Genomic DNA, 20,458 nt, shown 5'->3' with positions numbered 1-20,458 from the left:
GTCTGTTTATAAGGATATCCCTCTTTTCCAGGGAATAAAGTCGTTATGTCCCAATGCTTCAGCCTTGGCTTTAATCGACCCGCTGGCTATTTCTATGATGTAATCGAGAATACGTTCTCCTACCTGTTTAATTGTTTCTTCGCCAGTTATTATTGTACCTGCATCAATATCAATGATGTCATTCATCTTTTTATATAGCGTTGTATTCGTTGAGATTTTTACTACAGGTGCAATAGGATTGCCCGTTGGGGTACCCAATCCGGTTGTGAAAAATACAAGTGTAGCTCCTGCTCCAACCTCTGCCGTTGTTGATTCTATATCGCTACCAGGTGTACATAGCAATGTCAATCCTGGTTTGGAAACTTGTTCTGGATAATCTAGAACATCAATAACCGGCGACGTACCTGCTTTCTTTGCTGCACCGGCAGATTTAATGGCGTCAGTAATTAAACCATCACGTATATTGCCTGCCGACGGATTAGAATCAAAACCTGAACCTACAGCTTTAGCTCTTTCATGGTAAGCTGTCATTAAGGTCATGAACTTCTGGGCGACAGTCTCATCTAAGCAACGATCGCTAAGTTCCTGCTCTACACCACAAAGCTCTGGAAATTCCGAAAGTATTACCGATGATCCCAAAGCAACCAATAGATCTGAAGTATACCCCAAAGCCGGGTTAGCTGAAATTCCAGAAAAACCATCTGACCCCCCGCACTCCAGTCCAATACAAAGTTTGCTTAAAGGGGCGGGTTGGCGCTTAAGTTCATTGGCTTGCATCAAGCCTGCAAAGGTTTGTTTTATAGCCAATTTCATTAATTCAGATTCAGTTCCTACCTGTTGCTGCTCAAAGCAATATAAAGGTTTCGAGAACTGAGGATCTCGTTTTGCAATTTGCTCTTTTAAAAGCGGTATTTGTGCATTCTGACAACCAAGACTTAGCACAGTAGCTCCTGCAACATTGGGGTGCGTTATATATCCTGCAAGTAAGCCACAAAGATTTATGGCATCGTCTTTTGTACCACCACATCCTAATGAGTGTGTTAAGAACTTAACCCCATCAACATTCGGAAACACCCTGTTTTCTGCCACTACATCACTATCTAAAGTACCTATGTCTATGCTCAATATATCCTCAACAGCTATACCGGCTCTGTGCATCTTAACCAATTGCTGTACCTGATTGTAATAGGATGAATCATTGTCATGATATCCCAATCCTTTCATAAAGGCATCCTGAATAACCTGTACATTCTTGTTTTCACAAAATACCAAAGGGATGATCAGCCAGTAATTGGCCACGCCAACTGTGCCATTATCTCTATGATATCCCATAAAAGTCTTATCGCTCCATGAGGATATTTCTGGCAATTCCCAGCTGGTTTTTCTTTCCTTAAGTTTATAGTTATTAGCCGCATGACTAACATTGCCTGTAGTAATTACTTCGCCTTTTTTAATTGCTGTAGTTGCCTTGCCTACAAGCACCCCGTACATCACAATATCATCTCCTGGCAGTAGGTCAATAGTCGCAAATTTATGCTTTGCCTTAACATCTGTAACCAAATCATAAGTTCCCTCATCACTATTTATGGCATCACCTGCTTTTAAATCCGATAATGCTACCTCTATATTATCTGTGCGATTTATTTTAAGTGTTTTTGACTTCATTAATCAAGTATTTATTTTTCTAGTATTCGTTTCATAGTCTGATCTATCCATTCTTCTTTCTTAGGGAAATCAGCATAAGTTTTTATTTCAGATAGCATGGGATCGTCCTGCTTAATACCAGCCGACTGCAAAATGGCATAGTCCTGAAGAGATTCTGCAAATATTTCCCATCTTATTGAATCGTATGGCCCATCTGGTCCCGGATAAACTACAAAGGGATCTCCAGCTGCAATTCCAGGATAAGCACTTCCTGATGCATTGGTAAAGGGATCAATAGGTTCTTCCTTTTCCACTACATTCCAATAGTTGTATCCCCAGTGTAAAAAGCCCTGAGCTTTCAAATGATAAAATAAAAAACCCGACATTCTGATTTTAGCAAGTGGGGTGTCGTAGAACCGATTAAGCCACTGATCTCTGGGTCCTGTGCAGTAATACACCCAATGAGGAATATTCTCTTTAAGGTAATCGCCGGCCGAGCTAATGATTGGAATCGGTATATCAGTTAATTTCTCTCTTCCGTACCTCACATCACTTAATGCATCCATTACCTTCATCCAGGGAGCCAGTTCCTGTAGTATTTTTCTAGCCCTCTTGTAGTTTTGTATATGCTCAGATCCAGGCTCATCCGATAAATGAAAATAGGAATCGTCTAATACGTTTTCCTTCTTAAGGAAGCGATGAAACTCTGGCAGATATTGTTTTAGAAAATTTAGGTAAACCGGAGAAGTTGCAGAAAGATTCTCATCCCAAAGCAGTTCATATTTATCACCTTTTTGCGTATAAACATGCATTGCATTTTCAACACCCCAGTAAAGAAAAAGATGACCCCATTCAAATTTTTTGTAGCCCAATTCCTTAGTCATATCAACGAACCGCTTTATACGAGACCAATCAAAACTATATTTACCAGGACTGGTTTCATTGATGATCAGCATCTGACAAGGCTTTTTAAATACAGTTTTAAGCTCAAACAAATTTTGAATAAAGGCTACATCATTTCCATGATCAATTAAATTCTTCATCTGTGCCTTAGTGAGCTGCCACCATTTTTCATCATACATTTCAGTCTTATACTGAGCCCAGGTAGCTTCGCCTCTCCACCAATGGGTTACATGAAAATTTTTACGAGGCTGAACAATAAGCTTGCTAATATTTAAATCAACCAAAAGCGTTTTCTCCATGTTAACTTTTCCCTCATTCCAGCTTACTTTTACTTTGCATTGGTGAATACCCGGTTCTATATTTTCTGGAATCCTTAATGTAACCCAAAAAGAGCGGCTTGCATATGGATTAGCATCTACACGGGTAAGCGGGTAAAGTGGATCTGGTAACATTCCCGGTAAGAAACCAATGCCATCAAGCTCTTCCTCACGTACATCGGTATTAAAGTTTTGAAAAGGAACCAGGCCTACATAACGAACTTCATGCTTAACTGCTCCGGTTTCAACATCACAGGCAATCTCTACCCTGTCTTTCATATTGCTATGAAATCCAACCTGAAAGGATACCCTACTGTTTCTAGCTACAATTAAGGTGAGATGATCAGTGGCCTTACCTGGTGATTGAGGAAAAATCCGTTTCAACGAGCTTTCCAGCCAAACGTCCATGTTTTTATCTTTACTTATTGCATCCTTATAGAAAAGCATGCTTAGTATAATAAATACAAATGCTATTTTTTCAAGTCTTTTCATTTTTTTTAATCCTTTCTAACAGCAACCCTCTGGGCCACAATAACCGTCTGACAACACTGGATTTAACCCTTTTTCCAGCTCTTCATCGCTGGCATACCGAACCTTGTCAACAACAACCCAGATATGAAACTCATCATCTAAATCCTGATATCCTGTTTCCTTTGACAAAAAAATCTGTTTTTCTTCTCCTTCATTTAAACCTTTGAGTTCTGCTTCCAGGGAAGGGAAAATGGTTCCATGACCATGTAAATAGTTGATTGGCAACCCATCCAGAATATCTTCAAGCACCTCCCCTCTACTATTTTCCATCTTATATCTAATAGATACCACAGTTTTATCCTCAATTTTCATAAGCGCTAATTCTTGATTTTTCAACTTCAGTATGCGTCTGTGGAACAAAGGTTTCAGCTAATAAAAATTTGCCGACTAAAACAGCCATGATAGCACCAAAAATCGTTGCACTCAAATACACCCATAAATGTTCCGTATGACCAGAAATAACTGCCGGGGCTAATGATCTCGCCGGGTTCATTGATGCTCCGCAAATTGGCCCCGCAAACATCGCTTCCAAACCAACTACACCTCCAATTACTATCCCGGCAAGGCTCCCCTCTTTTTTACTTTTTCTTCCTACGCTAATGATTACAAGCATTAAAAAAAATGTTAGGAAAAACTCAAGTATGAAAGATTGAAAAGCGGAACCTGCAGGTAATGTTGATCCTAGTGTATCATTAGCTGGAAACAGGGCCTGCAACGTGCAACTTGCTGCGATCGCTCCTGCCAGCTGACTCAAAACAAAAGGTACCAAATCTTTTAGCGGATGCTTTCCTGATATGGTAAGGGCAATGCTCACCGCCGGATTCATGTGCGCACCCGAAATATTTCCAAAAGCGTAAATCATACTCATCACAACCAAACCAAAGGTGATTGCTATACCCATATGCGTTACCACTCCACCCGATTCCTGGTTAATGATAATCGCCCCTGTACCACAGAAAACCATTATAAATGTGCTTATAAATTCAGCAGTATATTTTCTTACTTGATTCTGCATTTTATTCTTTTGATAGATCTAATCAATAATCCTATGTGTTGGTTTTGGGTAGCCCGGTTTAAATGAGGAAATACCTTTCGTAATAAATTTATGCCCTGAGCTTGCTTCAATTTTGCCGATCATATCGAACACCAAAGCTTCAAGATGTTCCGGTTCAGTTTGCACTCTTGCATTGATCAGTATATCTACCTTTGAAGAAGACGATTTTGTAACCTCAGTTATTGCGTTTTGACTTCCCGCTGTAAAGCTTATCTTCTTTTGTTGCACTCCATCGTCAACGAAGAATTTTAAATGGCCTATTGGCAATTTCTGTTCGGTTATTTCCCAATGAATTTCCTTTGCAAGTGCAACTCCTGCCTCAAACACATTACTTTCATCAGCAAACAATTCCAATTCAATATCAAGCCAGGCAAGTTCTGCTTCTCCTGCACCATAAATATCATAGTCAATTTCCAAAGAGTTTCTGGTGGCTGCTTTAAAATTTTCCAGTGTAATTAACCACTGGTCTATGCTTTCTATATCAAGCGAATTTTGAAACAAAATTGTTTTTTCAGGAAACTTACTATTTACCAAACGTTCCATCTTGTTTAACTCATCGTTAGTCAGAGAATCAATCTTATTGACAATAAGGATATCTGCCTCTTCAATTTGTTTCTTATAAATATAAGTCACACTATCCACAAATAACGGTGCAGCCTGGAGCATCGTCGGTAACACATTTGCATCAACAAAAACAGAGATTACGGTTCCTATATCCTTGCGAAATTTTTGCAGTGGTTTTACCACTGTGGCAATCATATCTGTACAGGATCCTACTGATTCCGCAAATACAATTTCAGCGTGATGGGTTTCTTTTAGTATTTCAATCAAACTGTCTACTTTATCATAATTACAACAAAAACAACCATCGGTCACTTCCATTACTGGAATATTTGCATTACGGATGAATCTGGTATCTACCAACTGAACCCCTTGGTCGTTAGTAATTACACCAACGTTCACATTCTCTTTCATTAATTGAGCGCATGCATTTCGAATAGCCGTTGTTTTACCGCTACCCAGGAAACCGCCGATCAGATATAATTTCATCGTTTCTATTTTAATTTATATACTTTACAACTACGACAATCGTGTTTCTTTACCTGCTATCAGTACTTTTTTAACTGGTATTTTACCGTAAGCAATGTTAAGTGATGCTTTATTATCTTTAAAACTTACTGTACCGAAACCTGAATTTGTCGATAGGAAGCTGGTAAAATCTCCTACTTTGGAATCTACATGTAAGGTCTTGTCTACGGCATCATAGCGTACTCCGGTAAGCCCTTGTATCATTCCGTAGCTAGACATTGCCCTGGCATACCAGTGCCCACATTCATATTCATTAAAAGGATTACGCACTCGGCCATCATATCGGTCGCGACAAGCCTTTACAATATCCAGACCTTCATTCACTTGCCCCATAAGCATCAGATGGGATGCTACCTGATACTCAATTCCTGTCCACACTTCATTGCTGTAAACAAAGGGCAGAGACAACATCCCTCCTTTCGGCCATGAACATAACAAAAGGCCGCCTTCATGCCCTGCAGCATATGATGGACGCTGAGGGTTTACGTGGTCACTTAAATCTGCCTTCAGATTGTATTTGTGAACAGATAATAAATGACTTTTGGTCTTTTCAACATCCAACGGTTCTTCAAGTCCGCACATTCTGGAAATCCATCCGCCAAGAATACCATCAGATAAGCAACCCGTTCCATACTGATATTTTGGTCCCTCTTTCTTTAATATTTCTAATGCTTCAGCAGTATATTGAGTAGCAAAAGATTTTTCATTTACTGGATTTGGCGCGTTTAACCCTGTCCACTGAATTTTCTGATTAAAATATTCTCCATTATATAACTCACTTTCCATGAACTTTTTGCCGGCAGTGTAGAGTGTCTTATATTTTGATATATCTTTTTTAAGAAACTGTCCCATCTTAATAATTGCATTAAGGGCTCCCAGGTAAAAACTCGTACACATCCCGTCAGGTCCCCAGAACTCAATATCATAGGTATTATGATGCGGCTCTTCGACAATTCCCTTGCTTCTTGGATCCCAGGTGTTAATTGCATAATCCATGCTCGTTTTTACCATTGGATATATTTTTTTTAACCATATGGCATCACCACTAATTCTCCATTCTCTGTATACTTTCATGATGCCCCCAAGCTGGCCATCTGCAGCAGCATGAAAATCATGTTTAGCCGGACTAATAGGCATATTTGCCCTAAATTGCTGATGCCCTTCAAAATTTTGATTTTCACAGAACTCTGTAGTTCTCAAACTCCTTTCCAGGGATGGAAAAAGATGAGGAATTGCCTGTGCGTAATTCCATACGTGTGTACAACTACCATGACAGCACCCACCATCATCTCCGCACCCTTCCCAGCTCCACAAACGACCATCATATTGTCTCAATACTGTTGGCGATTTAAGGATAGTCAGGTTTGCCGCAACGGCTTCAACAACTGCCGGAGGTAAAGTACTCGAGTAAAAAGCATCACGGAATATTGCTGACTTCTTTTGCAGTTCCTCATAATTATCTTTCCAATAAGCTGCAGCCTCTTCTATGCCTTTAAATTTACTGCTATACCAGGGTTTGTAATTTCGATCATTGTAAGTTGACTTCTCTTCCAAACCAATGGCAGAGGGGGTTACACAACAATCCGCCGATTCAGCCTTTTTTGGATCAACGACCACATCTCCAATATGAAGATCTGAATCCGGAACATACCAGGCCATCATAAGCCTGATGGTTTTTTGTTCTCCTGCGTTTAATTTAAACGGAACAAATAACGAAGCACCAGGTGCATCTGAATCAGGCTCCTGAGCCTTAACTTTTCCCTCTTTAATTGTATTCCAAACCATGGTTAAAGGGTCAAACCATCCACCTCTGAACCAACAATAATCCACAGTTGCAGGTTCATGGGTGAAAATAGCAAAGTCTGTTTTTAAATGTGGTTTTTCAGTTGTTCCTTCCTGCGACAGAATGAATCCATTTGATAACTTTTTAATGGCTCCTTTTTGGCCGCCCTGTAACACAAAATTTCTTGCATTATAAGAAAAGACTGCTTCAATAGTTTCTGAAGTATTGTTTGTGAATTTATATTCTAATGCACCTGCTGGTAAGCTTGAGTTGTCTTCGTCAGTTGGAATAAATGGACTCCATCCCAAAATCTGTGTTGTTAACGGTATGTCCTTTTCTTCAAGATCAATAGTTGCAAATGGAAAGCGATCTGTAAATACAGCACTGTTGAATCTTGGCAAACCGTAGTTACTCCCGCTAGCCCCATTACCCGTACCGCGCTGACCAAACATCTTCCACTCTTCAATTGGCCCTTCCAATACCCGTGCTACCGTTTGTTTGCCTTTTACAGCAATTGCGGCAAACATATTGGGCTCATGAAATATTTCAGGTCTGTTGCGAATAGACATATGAGATATGGTTCCGCTACCTTCTAAACAGAACATCCCAGAACCCAAACCACCAATCGGAAATGCTACTCTTCTGAGATTTTCGTTTTTATAGCTGGTATTATAAGCTCTTTTTATATTCTTTTCATCCTGTTTTAAAGACGCCTGTAAAGTTTCATTTACCTTATCAGGCGTATCGCTTCCGGCTTCGGCCATCATCACCGATGGCATCGCAGTGAGTCCGATACCGCCGATGGTTATTTTCTTTATAAATGAACGTCTGTTATCATTATTTTTCATCAGTACTATAATTAGTGATGGTTATAATTAAATAGTTGTTTCCAGATATTTTCCTAATCTTTCATATTTTTCGTACCTCAAGTCATACAAATGAGCCAGTCTGTCATCAGGATGGTAGGTTTTATCAAATCCTTTCCCTATTGCGTTCATTGCTTCATTCACATTAGAATAGATACCCGCAACGGTTGCGGCAAACATTACGGCTCCCAGTGCACAAGTCTGTTCAGACTGGTGGACACGGATAGGCATATTCATGACATTTGCGAGCGTCTGCATTACAAATGGTGATTTCTTTGCGATACCGCCCACACCTATCAAACCTTTTATGGCAATGCCCTCAGCTTTAAACCTGTTGGAGATACTTTTTGAGCCAAAACAGGTAGCTTCTACAATTGATCGGTATATGGAAGGCGCATTGCTCCCCAGGTTTATACCTGTTATCGCACCTTTCAGTAATTGATTGGCATCAGGTGTTCTGCGGCCGTTAAACCAATCAACAGACAGTTCACTCTGATCATTAAATTCTAATGCCGCCGCATATTTCTCCAACTCAGCCAATAGCTGCTGAGAAACATTCTCCGGAATTATTTTCGAATTTGCTGCATCAATTCCAGCTGAACCGGAAACTAAATGCTGTAAAGGCCATGATAAAAGATTCCTAAACCAAGCATATGCATCGCCAAAGGCCGACTGTCCAGCCTCCATGCCTATCATTCCGGGAATAATAGAGCCATCAACCTGTCCACATATTCCTTTAACTACGGTTTCGTTTATATCTTTTTTTGGTGCAACCAGCATATCACAGGTAGATGTACCAATTACTTTGCTCAGGTAATAAGGTTCTATTTGTCCACCTACGGCACCCATATGTGCATCGATTGCACCAATACCCACTAAAACATCTGTACTCAATCCCAATCGTTCAGCCCATTCTCCATTTAACCTACCGGCTGCTTTATCTGAGGTATAAACCTCCTTACCTAAAGTAGCCGAATATCCGGTTAATAGTGGATCAAGTGTAGAGAAGAAGTGATCAGGAGGAAAACCACCATGCTCTTCGGCCCACAAACCTTTATGTCCGGCGGCGCATACACTTCGCTTTATTTCCGTGGCTTTTTTACCTCCGGTTAGCAGAAATGGCATCCAGTCACAATGTTCAACCCAGGTATAAGCAGCATTTCTGACAAGCTCGTTTTTTCGCAGGATATGTAATAGCTTCGACCAGAACCATTCTGAGGAGTAAATACCTCCGGAATATAAAGTGTAATCAGGGTTATGTTTATTTGCGTGTGCATTAATTTCGGAAGCTTCTTTAACTGCGGTGTGGTCTTTCCAAAGAATAAACATCGCATCAGCATCAGATTCAAATTCAGGTAGCAATGCCAGTGGAATTCCTTTGTCATTTACGGCTATCGGAGTCGAGCCTGTGGTAGCGATAGATATTGCTCTGATATTTGTAGCTACAAATGTTCCACCCTGCCTTAAACACTCTTTTATAGTATGTACTATCCCCTCAATATAATCTAGTGGGTGTTGCCTGAATTGATTCTGACTGGCGTTGCAATAAAGTCCGTCATTCCATCTTGGGTAGATAAACGAAGACGAAGCAACTTCGTCACCATTATGTGCATTAACAATAATGGATCTGACAGAATCTGTTCCAAAATCAACTCCTATACAATAATCTTGATTTGTCATTTGACTCTGTTTAATGGTGCTGCAATGAAATGTTTTTAGCGTCAATCTTTTTCCCTATTCCTTTTATAGCATACCAGGCAATAAATGCGAAACATACCATTGGTATGATAAAGGCAATAGACATCCCAAAGTGATCACCTATAAGGCCCATTATCGGCGGACAAAACGCGCCGCCTGCAACTGCCATTACCAAAAATGACGCTCCTTTTTTGGTTAACGGCCCTAAATCATATATACCCAAAGCAAAGATTGTCGGAAACATGATCGACATAAAGAAATAAGTAAAAAATAGGGCTACTACAGAAAACCATCCTATCTCTAATAATACTATAAATACCAATACTGTATTAACCAAGGCATATATTCCAAGGAGTTTCTGCGGCGATAAATATTTCATCATATATGAGCCAGATAAGCGGCCTATCCAAAAAAGGCCCATGCCGCCAATTGCAAGAATAAGAGATGCTGCCTGCTCAGGATTTTTTGGTGTAAACACTTCACCAAACCAACCTAAGTGTTGCATTATATCCTGAACTGGTCCTGTTACATTAGGTATGGTCTCTGTTACATAGTTAATAAAGAACGAATTAACACCGGTTTGGGCAGCCACATAAAGAAACTGCGCAATTACAGCCAATACAAAAGCCGGGTGCTTCAATAAATTGCGCATCGGCGGATCTTCGGCTGTTTCGGTGTCACTGGCTTCTTTCACTTCAGGAAGCTTGATGAGCATAAAAATCAATGCAACAACCACAACGATTCCACCAACCATCATGTATGGCTTAACCATGGAATCGAATTTATCTACGCCAGGCGTATGCTCGGTTCCAAAGATGAACAAGCCGCCCATTAAAGGGCCCAATATCCAACCTAAACCGTTAAAAGATTGAGAAATATTGATCCGTCTTGCGGCATACTCCTTTGGCCCAAGAATAGTTGAGTAAGGATTGGCTGCAGTTTCCAGACAAGCCAGTCCGCATGCCAGTACAAATAATGCAAGCAGAAATGGTATAAATGCTTGTAGTTTAGCTGCCGGGTAAAAAAGAAAGGCACCAATGGCAAATAAAACCAGCCCTAAAATGATTCCTTTTTGATAACCGAATCGCTTCATAAACAACCCGGCTGGCACAGCCATAGCCAGATAACCGATGTACAATGAAAATTGTATAAAGCCAGATTGTGCTTTTGATACATGCAATATATTCTGAAAATGCTTGTCCAGCACATCCAACAAACCATGTGCAAAACCCCACAAAAGGAATAAGCTGCATATGAAAATAAAGGGCATGAGATAACTCTTGCCGGTTTCTGTTCTGAACAGTGAAGTTGATTTTTTATTCATCAGATAGGTGCTTAACTGTATAATGATCCGTAAACTTGACATGCCCTGTAATCCGAGCCTTCGGTATCCATTCCAAATGAAGACCATACTGAAGGGCGAAAGATATCGCTTGAAGCAACATTATGCATGTTTACCGGAATTCTGAGCATTGAGGCCAGGGTGATCAGATCAGCTCCAATATGCCCATAACTTATCGCTCCATGATTGGCGCCCCAGTTCGACATAACTGAATAAACGTCTTTAAAAGCACCGCTTCCGTTTAAACGCGGAACAAACCAGGTTGTTGGCCAGGTACGGTCAGTACGTTCATCCAATACCTTATGTACGTTTTCAGGTAAATCCACTGTCCAGCCTTCGGCAATCTGAAGTACAGGGCCAAGGCCCTTAACCAGATTTAGTCGGCACATGGTTACGGGCATCTCTCCCTTGGTAAGAAAATTGGATGAATAGCCTCCCCCACGAAAATAGTCGAGATTTGCAGGATACCAAGTGGTTGCTTTCAGACATTCCTCAGCCTCTTGTTCATCAATGCTCCAGAACGGCTTCATCACAGGTTTGCCATTCACTGTTTGTCTTCCTGTGCCATCCAAAGTTGCTGAGCCTGAGTTTATCAAATGAATAAATCCAGCCTCTGCAAGGTTATTAGGCTTCCAGCCAGATACCCGTTCTACAGCCTCCGGACTCCAATAAGTACGTACATCAGCAAATATTTGCGCGGTATTGGTCAGAAGATAATTAAATAGCATAGAAACGCCATTTAGTGCATCATTTTCCGTTGCAACCATATAAGGTGCCCTTATTCCGTTCCAATCGAATGAAGAATTCAGTATGGCTTCAGGAAAATCCCCGTTAGGTAAGAAATCTGTCCATTGGCGTTGCCCCTGGAAGCCAGAAACAATTGCATTATGTCCCTGGGCTTCTTCAGCATAACCAATTTTAACAAGCGCATCATTCCCAATCATCAGATCGCGAATAATAAGCGTCATCTTAATTACGAATTCCCAATCTTTGTCTTTCTCTTCTCTTGATTTCACTTTCTCAGACCGATTGAAATCTTCTCCTTCCAGGCAGTATTTTTTGGTCCATTGCAAAGCCTTCTCGTATTCTTTCTGATCAAATATATTCTGTTGTATGCGTCTTAAAACTTCAGAGGAATCTACATATTCATTGCGCATGCCCAAATAGTCCTGAAAGAAATCAGCATCCACAATTGAACCTGCAATTCCCATAGAAACTGTACCTATAGCCAGATATGACTTGCCTTTCATAATTGCAACAGCTAAACCACTTTTCGCAAAGCGAAGTAGTTTTTCTTTAACATCGGCAGGAATCACAGCGTCTCCCAGGTCCTGCACGTCAGTTCCATAAATCCCAAATGCTGGCAAGCCCTTCTGATTATGGCCTGCCAATGTTGCTGCCAAATATACTGCGCCTGGCCTTTCTGTGCCGTTAAATCCCCAGATTGCCTTAGGCAATAGCGGATCCATGTCCATAGTTTCTGAACCATAGCACCAGCATGGCGTAACCGATAATGATACTCCTACATTATTATCTCTGAATTTTTCTGCACATGCAGCTGCTTCTTTAACTCCGCCAATGCAGGAATCTGCGATGACACATTCCACAGGGCTGCCATCAGGATACTTCAATTCTTGCTTAAATAATGCTGCTACTACTTTGGCCATATTCATTGTGGTATCCTCCAGGGATTCACGAATGCCTCCCAAACGGCCATCTATTATAGGTCGAATGCCTACCTTAGGGTATTTGTTCATATTCTGATCTTTATTTGGTTAAATTTCGGATAAAGGCTGGTGAGATATTGAAGCGCCCACCAGCTATCCGAATACATGATTTTAATCTTTAAACGCTCCCGCTATCTCGTCCAGAGATACACCAAGAACCTTTACTGCAATTTCATTTAAAGCGGTTCTGTCCCCTGTAAAGTGAAACACACTATGCATGTGCGTGTGTTTTTCTCCTGGTTTCAAGAATGTAGGCGGCGATACACTTTCTAATTCGTAAAAAGGTCCCATTTGCGAGCCATCAGCTAAAGGTCCATCATTATAGGCATTCATGGCATCGCCAGTAAATGGATCTTTGTCTGGTGTCCATTCCTGGTTTAAGTATTTTGCCTTGTTGTTTATGTCAAACATCGTGATGGTAAGCACATTCTGGTCCGCTGCATAACTACCGGCAACATTTTTAACCCTACCAGGAGGAATGCCGAGTTTGCCACGTGATTTACCATCGGCTTTGAACAACAGAATTCCATTCTTGTAAGTGATACGGTTTTTAGCAATCTCTCCAAAATAATCTGTAGTAGCTACTTTACCGGCGGCACTTTCAATATATGGAATAACAATTACAGTTTTAGGTGATGGACTAAACATGTCTAAACTCCAGATACAAGGAGCCCCTGTTTTCTCTGTCCATTCATTGGTGCCGCTATTAGTGATGGTATTTTGTGTTTTAAAGGCGACAGAGCTCACTTTACCAGCCAAACTAATATTTAATACTTTCTCGATGTTATTCTTTTCCAGAATCTCTACATCTCTTTCCAGCTTTATCTTAAGGTTAGTACCCGCATAATTCTGCAACTCCATTTCTTTATTTAACGACGCGCGCTTTCCGTCAGATTTTACCAATGTCCAGCTTTCACTGTCAATTCCTGCAGGCGTGTGCCAATTGTCGAACACCATCGAATCACCCTTTTTAAAATAAAGGGAAAATTTCCCACCCTCCGGGCCAAGCCACAAACGGTCTTCACCACCATAAGCGTTCATATGCGGGTCCAAAGGTTTGCCAAAGGCTTTATAGTTAACCCAGCCAAAACTTTTGCCATCAAGCCCTTCGGCAGTTGAAGTAAATACCTTTGCCTGATATTTTGGCGATAAAGCAAGCTGAGCGCTTCCGTCATCATTCTTTAAAACAACTATACTGTCATTTTCATTCAAAAAGTTTAAATCGTAGCCAAACGTGCCCTTTTCAAAAACCTTCATATCATTTTGTTTTTTTGTGGTCGACTGACAAGATATGATCATCATTCCTGCCAGCAATAGTGATGGAATTTTCAGCAATTTCATGTTCTGAGTTTTAAAGTGTCAGGATTAATTTACTTCGAGTTCATCTCTTGAAGGGAATTTAGGGAAATTACCATGAGGTTCCGTCTGGTACCAATAAGCAACAGTCATGATATCTGATTTCTGTGCCAGATACCTGCCACCATCTCTCCATCCCAGATCCTGAATGGTCACCTTAAGATCTTTATCAAATCGTATTGGATCCATGATATGCCATCTGTACATTCCAAATCTCTGCTGCGCCTTATAGGTTCCGTCTGGCCTGATTACCTGATGTAAACCGGCATATGGAGTACTGTATTCTGTATATTTACCGCCTCTGTCGAAATTATAAGATCCGCAGAAATAATCCTCCGTTCCTGTTCCGGCTATAGTAGGATATTCTTTATCACCATCTAAAAAGAACTTAATTTCACCTTCTCCCCACCATCCATTATTGTTTACACCAAGTCCCATATACAGGCCAACAAACTGCCCTTTGCCTTTTACGCCATCAATTATAGTATGAACAGATGTGGTGTTAGGGTTCGATCTTCTATATTGTGCATGAAAATAAGCTTCATCATCCGCAACTGGAGTAAGTGTGTAATTTACCTGATAATATAACCTCATATCATCTTTTGGATTAATGTTTTCAAGAGTGATTTTGCATTTCTTTCTGAAAGGCATTTTCCAGTAGCAGTTAAAAGCACTTCCCGGGTTAACACTTACAGGCAGGGAGTTTAATGGAGCATATTCTCCCCATCCCATTCCAAAGAATGCACCTACAGGAGCTTCAATAGAAGGTTCTTTTTCATCGTCCCAGTAAAAGCGCAAAATAGAGAACTGCCAGTTTCCTGTGGGTGTCATCCAGATCTGCTGTATAGCACCCGGACCTTCCATTTCTGCGATAGTTACGGTTTCTCCGCTTTTAACAATTATAAAAGGATTCACTTTCCAGCCAATTCCCAAATCACGGGCTTCGTTTGCTGCATTGGCTACATTACGTTGCCCTTTACTTTTTACGGGGTCAGCCATTCCGCCTTTGCCTTTTTCGCCAGTGAAATTCTCCGGACTAATAGACCTGGTTTTTGCATCAGATAATCGAGACAGATTACCAAGATTCATATCAAGGCCATCAAATTTCTGGGTTTTTTGCGCAACTGCCGGTAGAATAAAAATGGTTGCGATGATTAGTAATAAAAGCTTTCTCATAATTTTAAATTGCGATGTGCCTCGGCTACTTAATACGCTTTTCTCTTGAAATTGTGTACTCCAAATAACTGAAATTTGAATTTGCTTACACGTTTAAGCTAAAAAGGATAAAAAAAAATGCTGAGCACTTCGGTTTTAAATGGTTTATAATTTGATTGTGTAATCAAACTTAAGCTTAAACGTTTAAACGAACAAATATTTTTTTATTTTTTTTTAGGGTTTGATGTAACATTCTCGTTCTAGCATGCACACAGGGAATTAAATTAATCCTTTTTAACCGTAGCGCTTGATTGTCTAACAATTAATTTAGATGGGATGCTTATCTGAGTATTGAGACTTTTCTTATCAGCTATGTTTTTAATTAAGATCTGAACAGCCTTTTTACCCATTTCAAGTAATGGCTGCTCTATATAGGTTAAGGGAGAATAAAAGAAATCAAAAGCTTCACTCTCATCAAAACATACAATAGCTACATCGTCAGGAACCCTATACTGCATTTTATTTAACGATTTCAATCCTTTTAAAGTAAGGGTATTTGTTGCAAAAAATAGCGCATCCATTGCAGGATTCTGAGCAAACAGTTCACGAATACCCACTGCTATCTCTTCCTGGTTAGCATTAAAATCAACTGTTTTGATCAACGGAGTTTTAGCTTTTAACAGCTTATTATCCTTAATTGCATCAAGGTAACCCCGCTTTCTATCCAGCATATGAACTAAATCTGTTTTATAAGCGACCATGCCGATATTTGTTTTTCCCGCTGCAATTAAATGGCTAACAGCATGATAAGAAGCCTCATAATTGTTAGTCACCACATAATTGGTGTCCAGGCCTTTAAAATACCTGTCGATAAGTACCAGTGGAATATTGTTCTTTAGAAGTGCCTCAATCTGGTCTTGTGAATTTTCAGCCGGTGCAATGATAAAACCATCAACCTGCCTTTCTGTTAAAATATTAATCAGGTTTTGAGATTTCTCTGCATTTTCATCCGCACTTGCAAAAATCACGGTATAATTAAATTTCTTCGCCTCGTCTTCAACATTCCTTGCAAGATTAGCAAAGAACGGATTGGATATGTCTGCGACAATTAATCCAAAAGTATGCGATTTTCCTGTTTTCAGGCTTTTGGCGATCTGGTTAGGCTGATACCCCATCTCCACAGCTGTATCTCTTATTACCTGGGCTATTTCTTTTCCAACACGTGCTTCTTTTTCTTTATTATTTAGCACGTAAGAAACCAGCGCGGTAGAAACACCCACAGTTTGTGCAATATCTTTGATGGATACCTTCTTCTTCATTGCGTAAAGGTATGCTTAATCGATTAACATAAAAATATTAATTGAAACATTTGTTTAATTAATTTCAGACTTTTAGTATCACTATCTTGAAAACCAAATTGATTAGTGCTTTTCAGGTAGCTATTGTAAAGAATTTATCACGAAGCAAAATTTGAATTGATCAAAAAGTGCATTCTCACCTGCTTAAATGCCATTTCTGAAAATCTATCCAAAGCTTTTTAATGGAATTGTTGTAGGAAATACAAAAAACTGCTTGTTTGTTTAAACGTTTAAGCTTAAGTTTGATATACACCAATTATAAATCATTTTTTGAACCGAGATCGCTTCGGAATTTTTTTGATCTTTTTGCTTAAACGTGTAAGCAACTATTAGGGATACGCGGTCCCTGGAATTTTTGCTTATGTTTTAGCTAATATCATTGAGACGAGGCACTCCTATTTTTCTAACTATGGAGAACACTTACTGCGCTCATTTTTTAACCATAAACCAAATTAAATTTTTATGAAAGGTCACCAGAACACTAAAACGAGTAATCGTTATGGTGGTAATGCCAGAGTAGTATTAAAGATTTTTTTCTTTTTCTTACTTGCAAATTACCACCCACTGAAAGCAAACGCTTTTCAGGTAAATGCAACACAACAATCTCGAATTATTACAGGAACAGTCAAGGATGATGCAGGCATCCCCCTACAGGGTGTAAGCGTCACTATCAAGGGAGAAACTGCAAAGACACAAACTGATGCAAACGGAAAATACAGCATCAGCTTACAAAGCACTGGTTCCCATCTCATCTTCACCTACATTGGGATGGAAACCAGAGAAATTCCTATTGGCTCTGGCAATGTTTACAACGTTACCCTGCTTGATGACAGTAAAACATTGGAAGAGGTATCCATATCTACGGGTTACATGACGCAAAAAAAGGCTGATCTAACCGGGGCCATAAGTGTAATCTCGAGAGACGATTTTGCAAAAAATCCCAGTGCAAATGTCATGAGATCTTTGCAGGGAAAAGTTCCAGGCGTTTTTATTACAACAGATGGTAACCCTGCTGAAAATGTGGGGATTCAAGTACGTGGCATTACCTCTATGAACTCCTCTCCTGCCCTGATTGTGTTGGATGGTCAGCCTGTTACTATTAATCTGAGAGACATTAATCCAAATGACATCGAATCTATGCAGGTATTAAAAGATGCAGCATCGGCTTCAATCTACGGTTCCCGCGCTGCAGGTGGTGTTATTCTCATCAATACAAAAAAAGGCAGAAAGGGTGATAATACAAAAATAACAGTTGATAGTTATGTTGGTGCTTCCAAAATAACCGGAGTTCCGGATATGCTTAATGCAGTGCAGTATGGCCAGGGTTTATGGCAGGCAACCGTTAATGATGGCGACGATCCGGGTCCTGGTAACATACGTATTTATAACTACGACTGGAATCGGGATGCCAACGGAGTTCCTGTACTAAACAAGGTCACTCCCATAGAATGGTTAAATGCAGGTCATACCATGCCTTCGTCAGATACAGATTGGTTTAAAGAAGGAACCAGAACTGGTTATCAGCAAAATCATCAGCTAACTATATCCAGCTCAAGCGAAAGGTCAACCAGTCTTTTCTCTTTAAATTATTATGATAATAATGGTACACAGGTTACCTCAAATTTTAAACGCTATTCAGCGCGTTTTAATAATGATTATGACCTGTTAAAAGGCAAACTAACTATAGGCGAAAATTTTGCATTATCGAAACTTGCAATTCATGATGTGAACAGTACTTATGGATTTTTGGTGATGCCGCCAAACATTCCGGTTTATGATCTTAATGGAGGCTGGGGTGGTGTAGCCATGCCTCTTGGTATGGACGACTTTAACAACCCCGTTAGAGACCTATTGATAAGAAAAGACAACAGGAATAACTATTTAAAGGCATTGGGAACTGTCTATGCAAATCTGAAGATCCTGCCTAATCTGGCACTTAAAACCCAATTTGGTGTAGATTATACGATGGAATACGACAGAACAATTGATCCGAAGTGGGTTGAGGCCGGAGGAAAAAGTAATACCATAAACAGGGTGTTTCAAAATAACACACATGACCTTGGAACTACCTGGACAAATACATTAACCTATAACCTTAAGCTTGGAGAACATACGGTGGATATGCTTGGCGGTTTAGAAGCCTACAAACTTTTACAGGAAAATTTTCAGGGTAACCGCGACGGACTGCTATTAGAAAATAGAGATTACGCTTACCTTGGAACAGCAACGGGTGATAGCAAAGGCCTGTTAGGCGGAGGTAATGAAAGAAAGCTCTTCTCTTACTTTGGAAAAATCAATTACGCATATGCATCCAAATATTTGCTTTCCGCAACTATTCGCCGTGACGGTTCTTCTGTATTTGGAGAAAACAATAAATACGGTTTCTTTCCTGCCTTCTCCGCCGGCTGGAGAATTAAGAACGAATCCTTCTTAAAGGATGTCAGCGCTATTTCAGATTTGAAACTAAGGGCAAGCTGGGGCCAAAATGGTAATTCTGCACCACTCGCCTCAGCTTTACTGGTAAACATTTACGGTGTAAATGTTGATGGGACTTCTTATCCGATAGCCGGTAATCAAACCGGTGGTATCCCATCAGGATACCTCAGAAGAAGTTTGGGTAACCAGGATTTAAAGTGGGAAACCACTACCCAAACTAACATAGGTGTTGATTTTGCTTTCTTAAACAATCGCCTTACGGGATCTTTGGATTGGTTTAATAAGAAAACAACAGACATGCTTTTTCTACCACCCTATATTGGAGCTTTGGGTGAAGGTGGATACAAATGGATCAATGGTGCAGATATGACGAACAAAGGGTTTGAATTGATCCTGGGCTGGAATGACACCAAGGGTGATTTTTCTTATCATATCACCACTAATTTTTCTGCCTACAAAAATAAAATTACAGGCCTGCCTTCAAGCGTTAGGTACGCTTATGGTGGCAATGGATTGTTAGACGATGTTCTTGGTCGGCCACTTAATTCATTTTATGGCCTGGTTGCCGATGGTATTTTTAAAACGCAGGAAGAAGTTGATAATTCTGCCCAACAACCAGGAAAAGGTATTGGAAGGATCAGATACAAAGATCTGGATGGAGACGGGGTAATTAATGAAGCCTACGACCGTACCTGGATAGGCGTTCGAGATCCCAATTTAATGGCTGGTCTAAATCTTCAGGCTTCTTATAAAAATTTCGATTTTACCGCCTTTTTTCAGGGTGTTTTTGGCAACGACGTATATAACTCATGGAAAGAACTGAGCGATTTCTGGAACATAGGTGTTCAGAACGACAGAAATCACCCACTCCGCGTGTTGGATGCCTGGACCCCTTTAAATCCTAATTCAGACATCCCAGCATTGTCACGACGCGACTCAAATGGTGAAAAAAGATTGTCTACCTACTTTATCGAGCCGGGATCTTACGTGAAACTCAGAAGTGCTGATTTAGGCTATACATTCCCCTCAAAAATTACTCAGAAGATCAGCGTAGAAAGGTTAAGGTTGTACATATCTGCTCAAAATCTTTTTACCGTTAAAAGTGGCAAGTTCACCGCAGGAGATCCCGAAAATCCAGGCACGGGCTATCCAATGCCACTTACTACTTACTTAGGTATTAACGTAACATTTTAAAACGT

At 40.2% G+C, this 20,458-nt stretch carries 13 protein-coding genes; 1 reads left to right on the top strand and 12 read right to left on the bottom strand.

The window, feature by feature from the left end:
• Positions 1-6: 6 nt before the first annotated feature.
• From HQN86_RS20440 to HQN86_RS20385, 12 genes are all read right to left on the bottom strand, one after another.
• A complete protein-coding gene (locus tag HQN86_RS20440; RefSeq protein WP_172662747.1) occupies positions 7-1,665 on the bottom strand; it encodes a UxaA family hydrolase in 1,659 nt (552 codons plus the stop codon).
• A gap of 11 nt (positions 1,666-1,676) precedes the next feature.
• Complete coding sequence (locus tag HQN86_RS20435; protein ID WP_172662746.1) at positions 1,677-3,356, bottom strand: DUF4091 domain-containing protein; 1,680 nt, start codon at positions 3,354-3,356, stop codon at positions 1,677-1,679.
• A gap of 15 nt (positions 3,357-3,371) precedes the next feature.
• Positions 3,372-3,665 carry a peptidylprolyl isomerase gene (locus tag HQN86_RS20430; protein ID WP_172662745.1) on the bottom strand — a complete coding sequence of 98 codons (294 nt, stop codon included), beginning with the start codon at positions 3,663-3,665 and terminating at the stop codon, positions 3,372-3,374.
• 31 nt (positions 3,666-3,696) lie between these two features.
• Positions 3,697-4,410 (bottom strand): MIP/aquaporin family protein, encoded by a 714-nt coding sequence (locus HQN86_RS20425; RefSeq protein WP_172662744.1) that lies wholly within the window; start codon positions 4,408-4,410, stop codon positions 3,697-3,699.
• An 18-nt stretch (positions 4,411-4,428) separates the two neighbouring features.
• Positions 4,429-5,499 carry a GTP-binding protein gene (locus HQN86_RS20420; protein ID WP_172662743.1) on the bottom strand — a complete coding sequence of 357 codons (1,071 nt, stop codon included), beginning with the start codon at positions 5,497-5,499 and terminating at the stop codon, positions 4,429-4,431.
• Between the two features lie 30 nt (positions 5,500-5,529).
• Entirely contained in the window at positions 5,530-8,169 is a 2,640-nt protein-coding gene (locus HQN86_RS20415; protein ID WP_172662742.1) for a GH116 family glycosyl hydrolase, read from the bottom strand.
• Between the two features lie 27 nt (positions 8,170-8,196).
• Positions 8,197-9,867, bottom strand: a complete 1,671-nt coding sequence (locus HQN86_RS20410) for a ribulokinase (RefSeq protein ID WP_172662741.1) — start codon at positions 9,865-9,867, stop codon at positions 8,197-8,199.
• Positions 9,868-9,877: 10 nt separating this feature from the next.
• On the bottom strand, positions 9,878-11,209 hold the full coding sequence (fucP, locus tag HQN86_RS20405; RefSeq protein WP_172662740.1) for an L-fucose:H+ symporter permease: 1,332 nt from the start codon (positions 11,207-11,209) through the stop codon (positions 9,878-9,880).
• Positions 11,210-11,220: 11 nt separating this feature from the next.
• On the bottom strand, positions 11,221-12,984 hold the full coding sequence (locus HQN86_RS20400; protein ID WP_172662739.1) for an L-fucose isomerase: 1,764 nt from the start codon (positions 12,982-12,984) through the stop codon (positions 11,221-11,223).
• 81 nt (positions 12,985-13,065) lie between these two features.
• Entirely contained in the window at positions 13,066-14,295 is a 1,230-nt protein-coding gene (locus HQN86_RS20395; protein WP_172662738.1) for a DUF6786 family protein, read from the bottom strand.
• Between the two features lie 24 nt (positions 14,296-14,319).
• Positions 14,320-15,486 (bottom strand): glycoside hydrolase family 172 protein, encoded by a 1,167-nt coding sequence (locus HQN86_RS20390; RefSeq protein ID WP_172662737.1) that lies wholly within the window; start codon positions 15,484-15,486, stop codon positions 14,320-14,322.
• Between the two features lie 263 nt (positions 15,487-15,749).
• Positions 15,750-16,784 (bottom strand): substrate-binding domain-containing protein, encoded by a 1,035-nt coding sequence (locus tag HQN86_RS20385; protein WP_172662736.1) that lies wholly within the window; start codon positions 16,782-16,784, stop codon positions 15,750-15,752.
• 501 nt (positions 16,785-17,285) lie between these two features.
• Between HQN86_RS20385 and HQN86_RS20380 the strand changes: the two genes are divergently transcribed.
• Positions 17,286-20,453: a SusC/RagA family TonB-linked outer membrane protein gene (locus HQN86_RS20380; RefSeq protein ID WP_172662735.1), complete on the top strand. Its 3,168-nt coding sequence runs from the start codon at positions 17,286-17,288 to the stop codon at positions 20,451-20,453.
• The last annotated feature ends 5 nt before the right edge of the window (positions 20,454-20,458 follow it).

The sequence above is a fragment of the Pedobacter panaciterrae genome, assembly GCF_013204795.1.
GTDB lineage: Bacteria > Bacteroidota > Bacteroidia > Sphingobacteriales > Sphingobacteriaceae > Pedobacter > Pedobacter panaciterrae.
Note: the sequence above shows the minus strand (reverse complement) of the source record. Positions and strands in the feature narration are given on the sequence as shown.

What these genes read in the sequence shown, in the direction of transcription:
- HQN86_RS20440 (WP_172662747.1), bottom strand. Translation starts at nt 1,665, where the DNA reads ATGAAGTCAAAAACACTTAAAATAAATCGCACAGATAATATAGAGGTA.
- HQN86_RS20435 (WP_172662746.1), bottom strand. Translation starts at nt 3,356, where the DNA reads ATGAAAAGACTTGAAAAAATAGCATTTGTATTTATTATACTAAGCATG.
- HQN86_RS20430 (WP_172662745.1), bottom strand. Translation starts at nt 3,665, where the DNA reads ATGGAAAATAGTAGAGGGGAGGTGCTTGAAGATATTCTGGATGGGTTG.
- HQN86_RS20425 (WP_172662744.1), bottom strand. Translation starts at nt 4,410, where the DNA reads ATGCAGAATCAAGTAAGAAAATATACTGCTGAATTTATAAGCACATTT.
- HQN86_RS20420 (WP_172662743.1), bottom strand. Translation starts at nt 5,499, where the DNA reads ATGAAATTATATCTGATCGGCGGTTTCCTGGGTAGCGGTAAAACAACG.
- HQN86_RS20415 (WP_172662742.1), bottom strand. Translation starts at nt 8,169, where the DNA reads ATGAAAAATAATGATAACAGACGTTCATTTATAAAGAAAATAACCATC.
- HQN86_RS20410 (WP_172662741.1), bottom strand. Translation starts at nt 9,867, where the DNA reads ATGACAAATCAAGATTATTGTATAGGAGTTGATTTTGGAACAGATTCT.
- fucP (WP_172662740.1), bottom strand. Translation starts at nt 11,209, where the DNA reads ATGAATAAAAAATCAACTTCACTGTTCAGAACAGAAACCGGCAAGAGT.
- HQN86_RS20400 (WP_172662739.1), bottom strand. Translation starts at nt 12,984, where the DNA reads ATGAACAAATACCCTAAGGTAGGCATTCGACCTATAATAGATGGCCGT.
- HQN86_RS20395 (WP_172662738.1), bottom strand. Translation starts at nt 14,295, where the DNA reads ATGAAATTGCTGAAAATTCCATCACTATTGCTGGCAGGAATGATGATC.
- HQN86_RS20390 (WP_172662737.1), bottom strand. Translation starts at nt 15,486, where the DNA reads ATGAGAAAGCTTTTATTACTAATCATCGCAACCATTTTTATTCTACCG.
- HQN86_RS20385 (WP_172662736.1), bottom strand. Translation starts at nt 16,784, where the DNA reads ATGAAGAAGAAGGTATCCATCAAAGATATTGCACAAACTGTGGGTGTT.
- HQN86_RS20380 (WP_172662735.1), top strand. Translation starts at nt 17,286, where the DNA reads ATGAAAGGTCACCAGAACACTAAAACGAGTAATCGTTATGGTGGTAAT.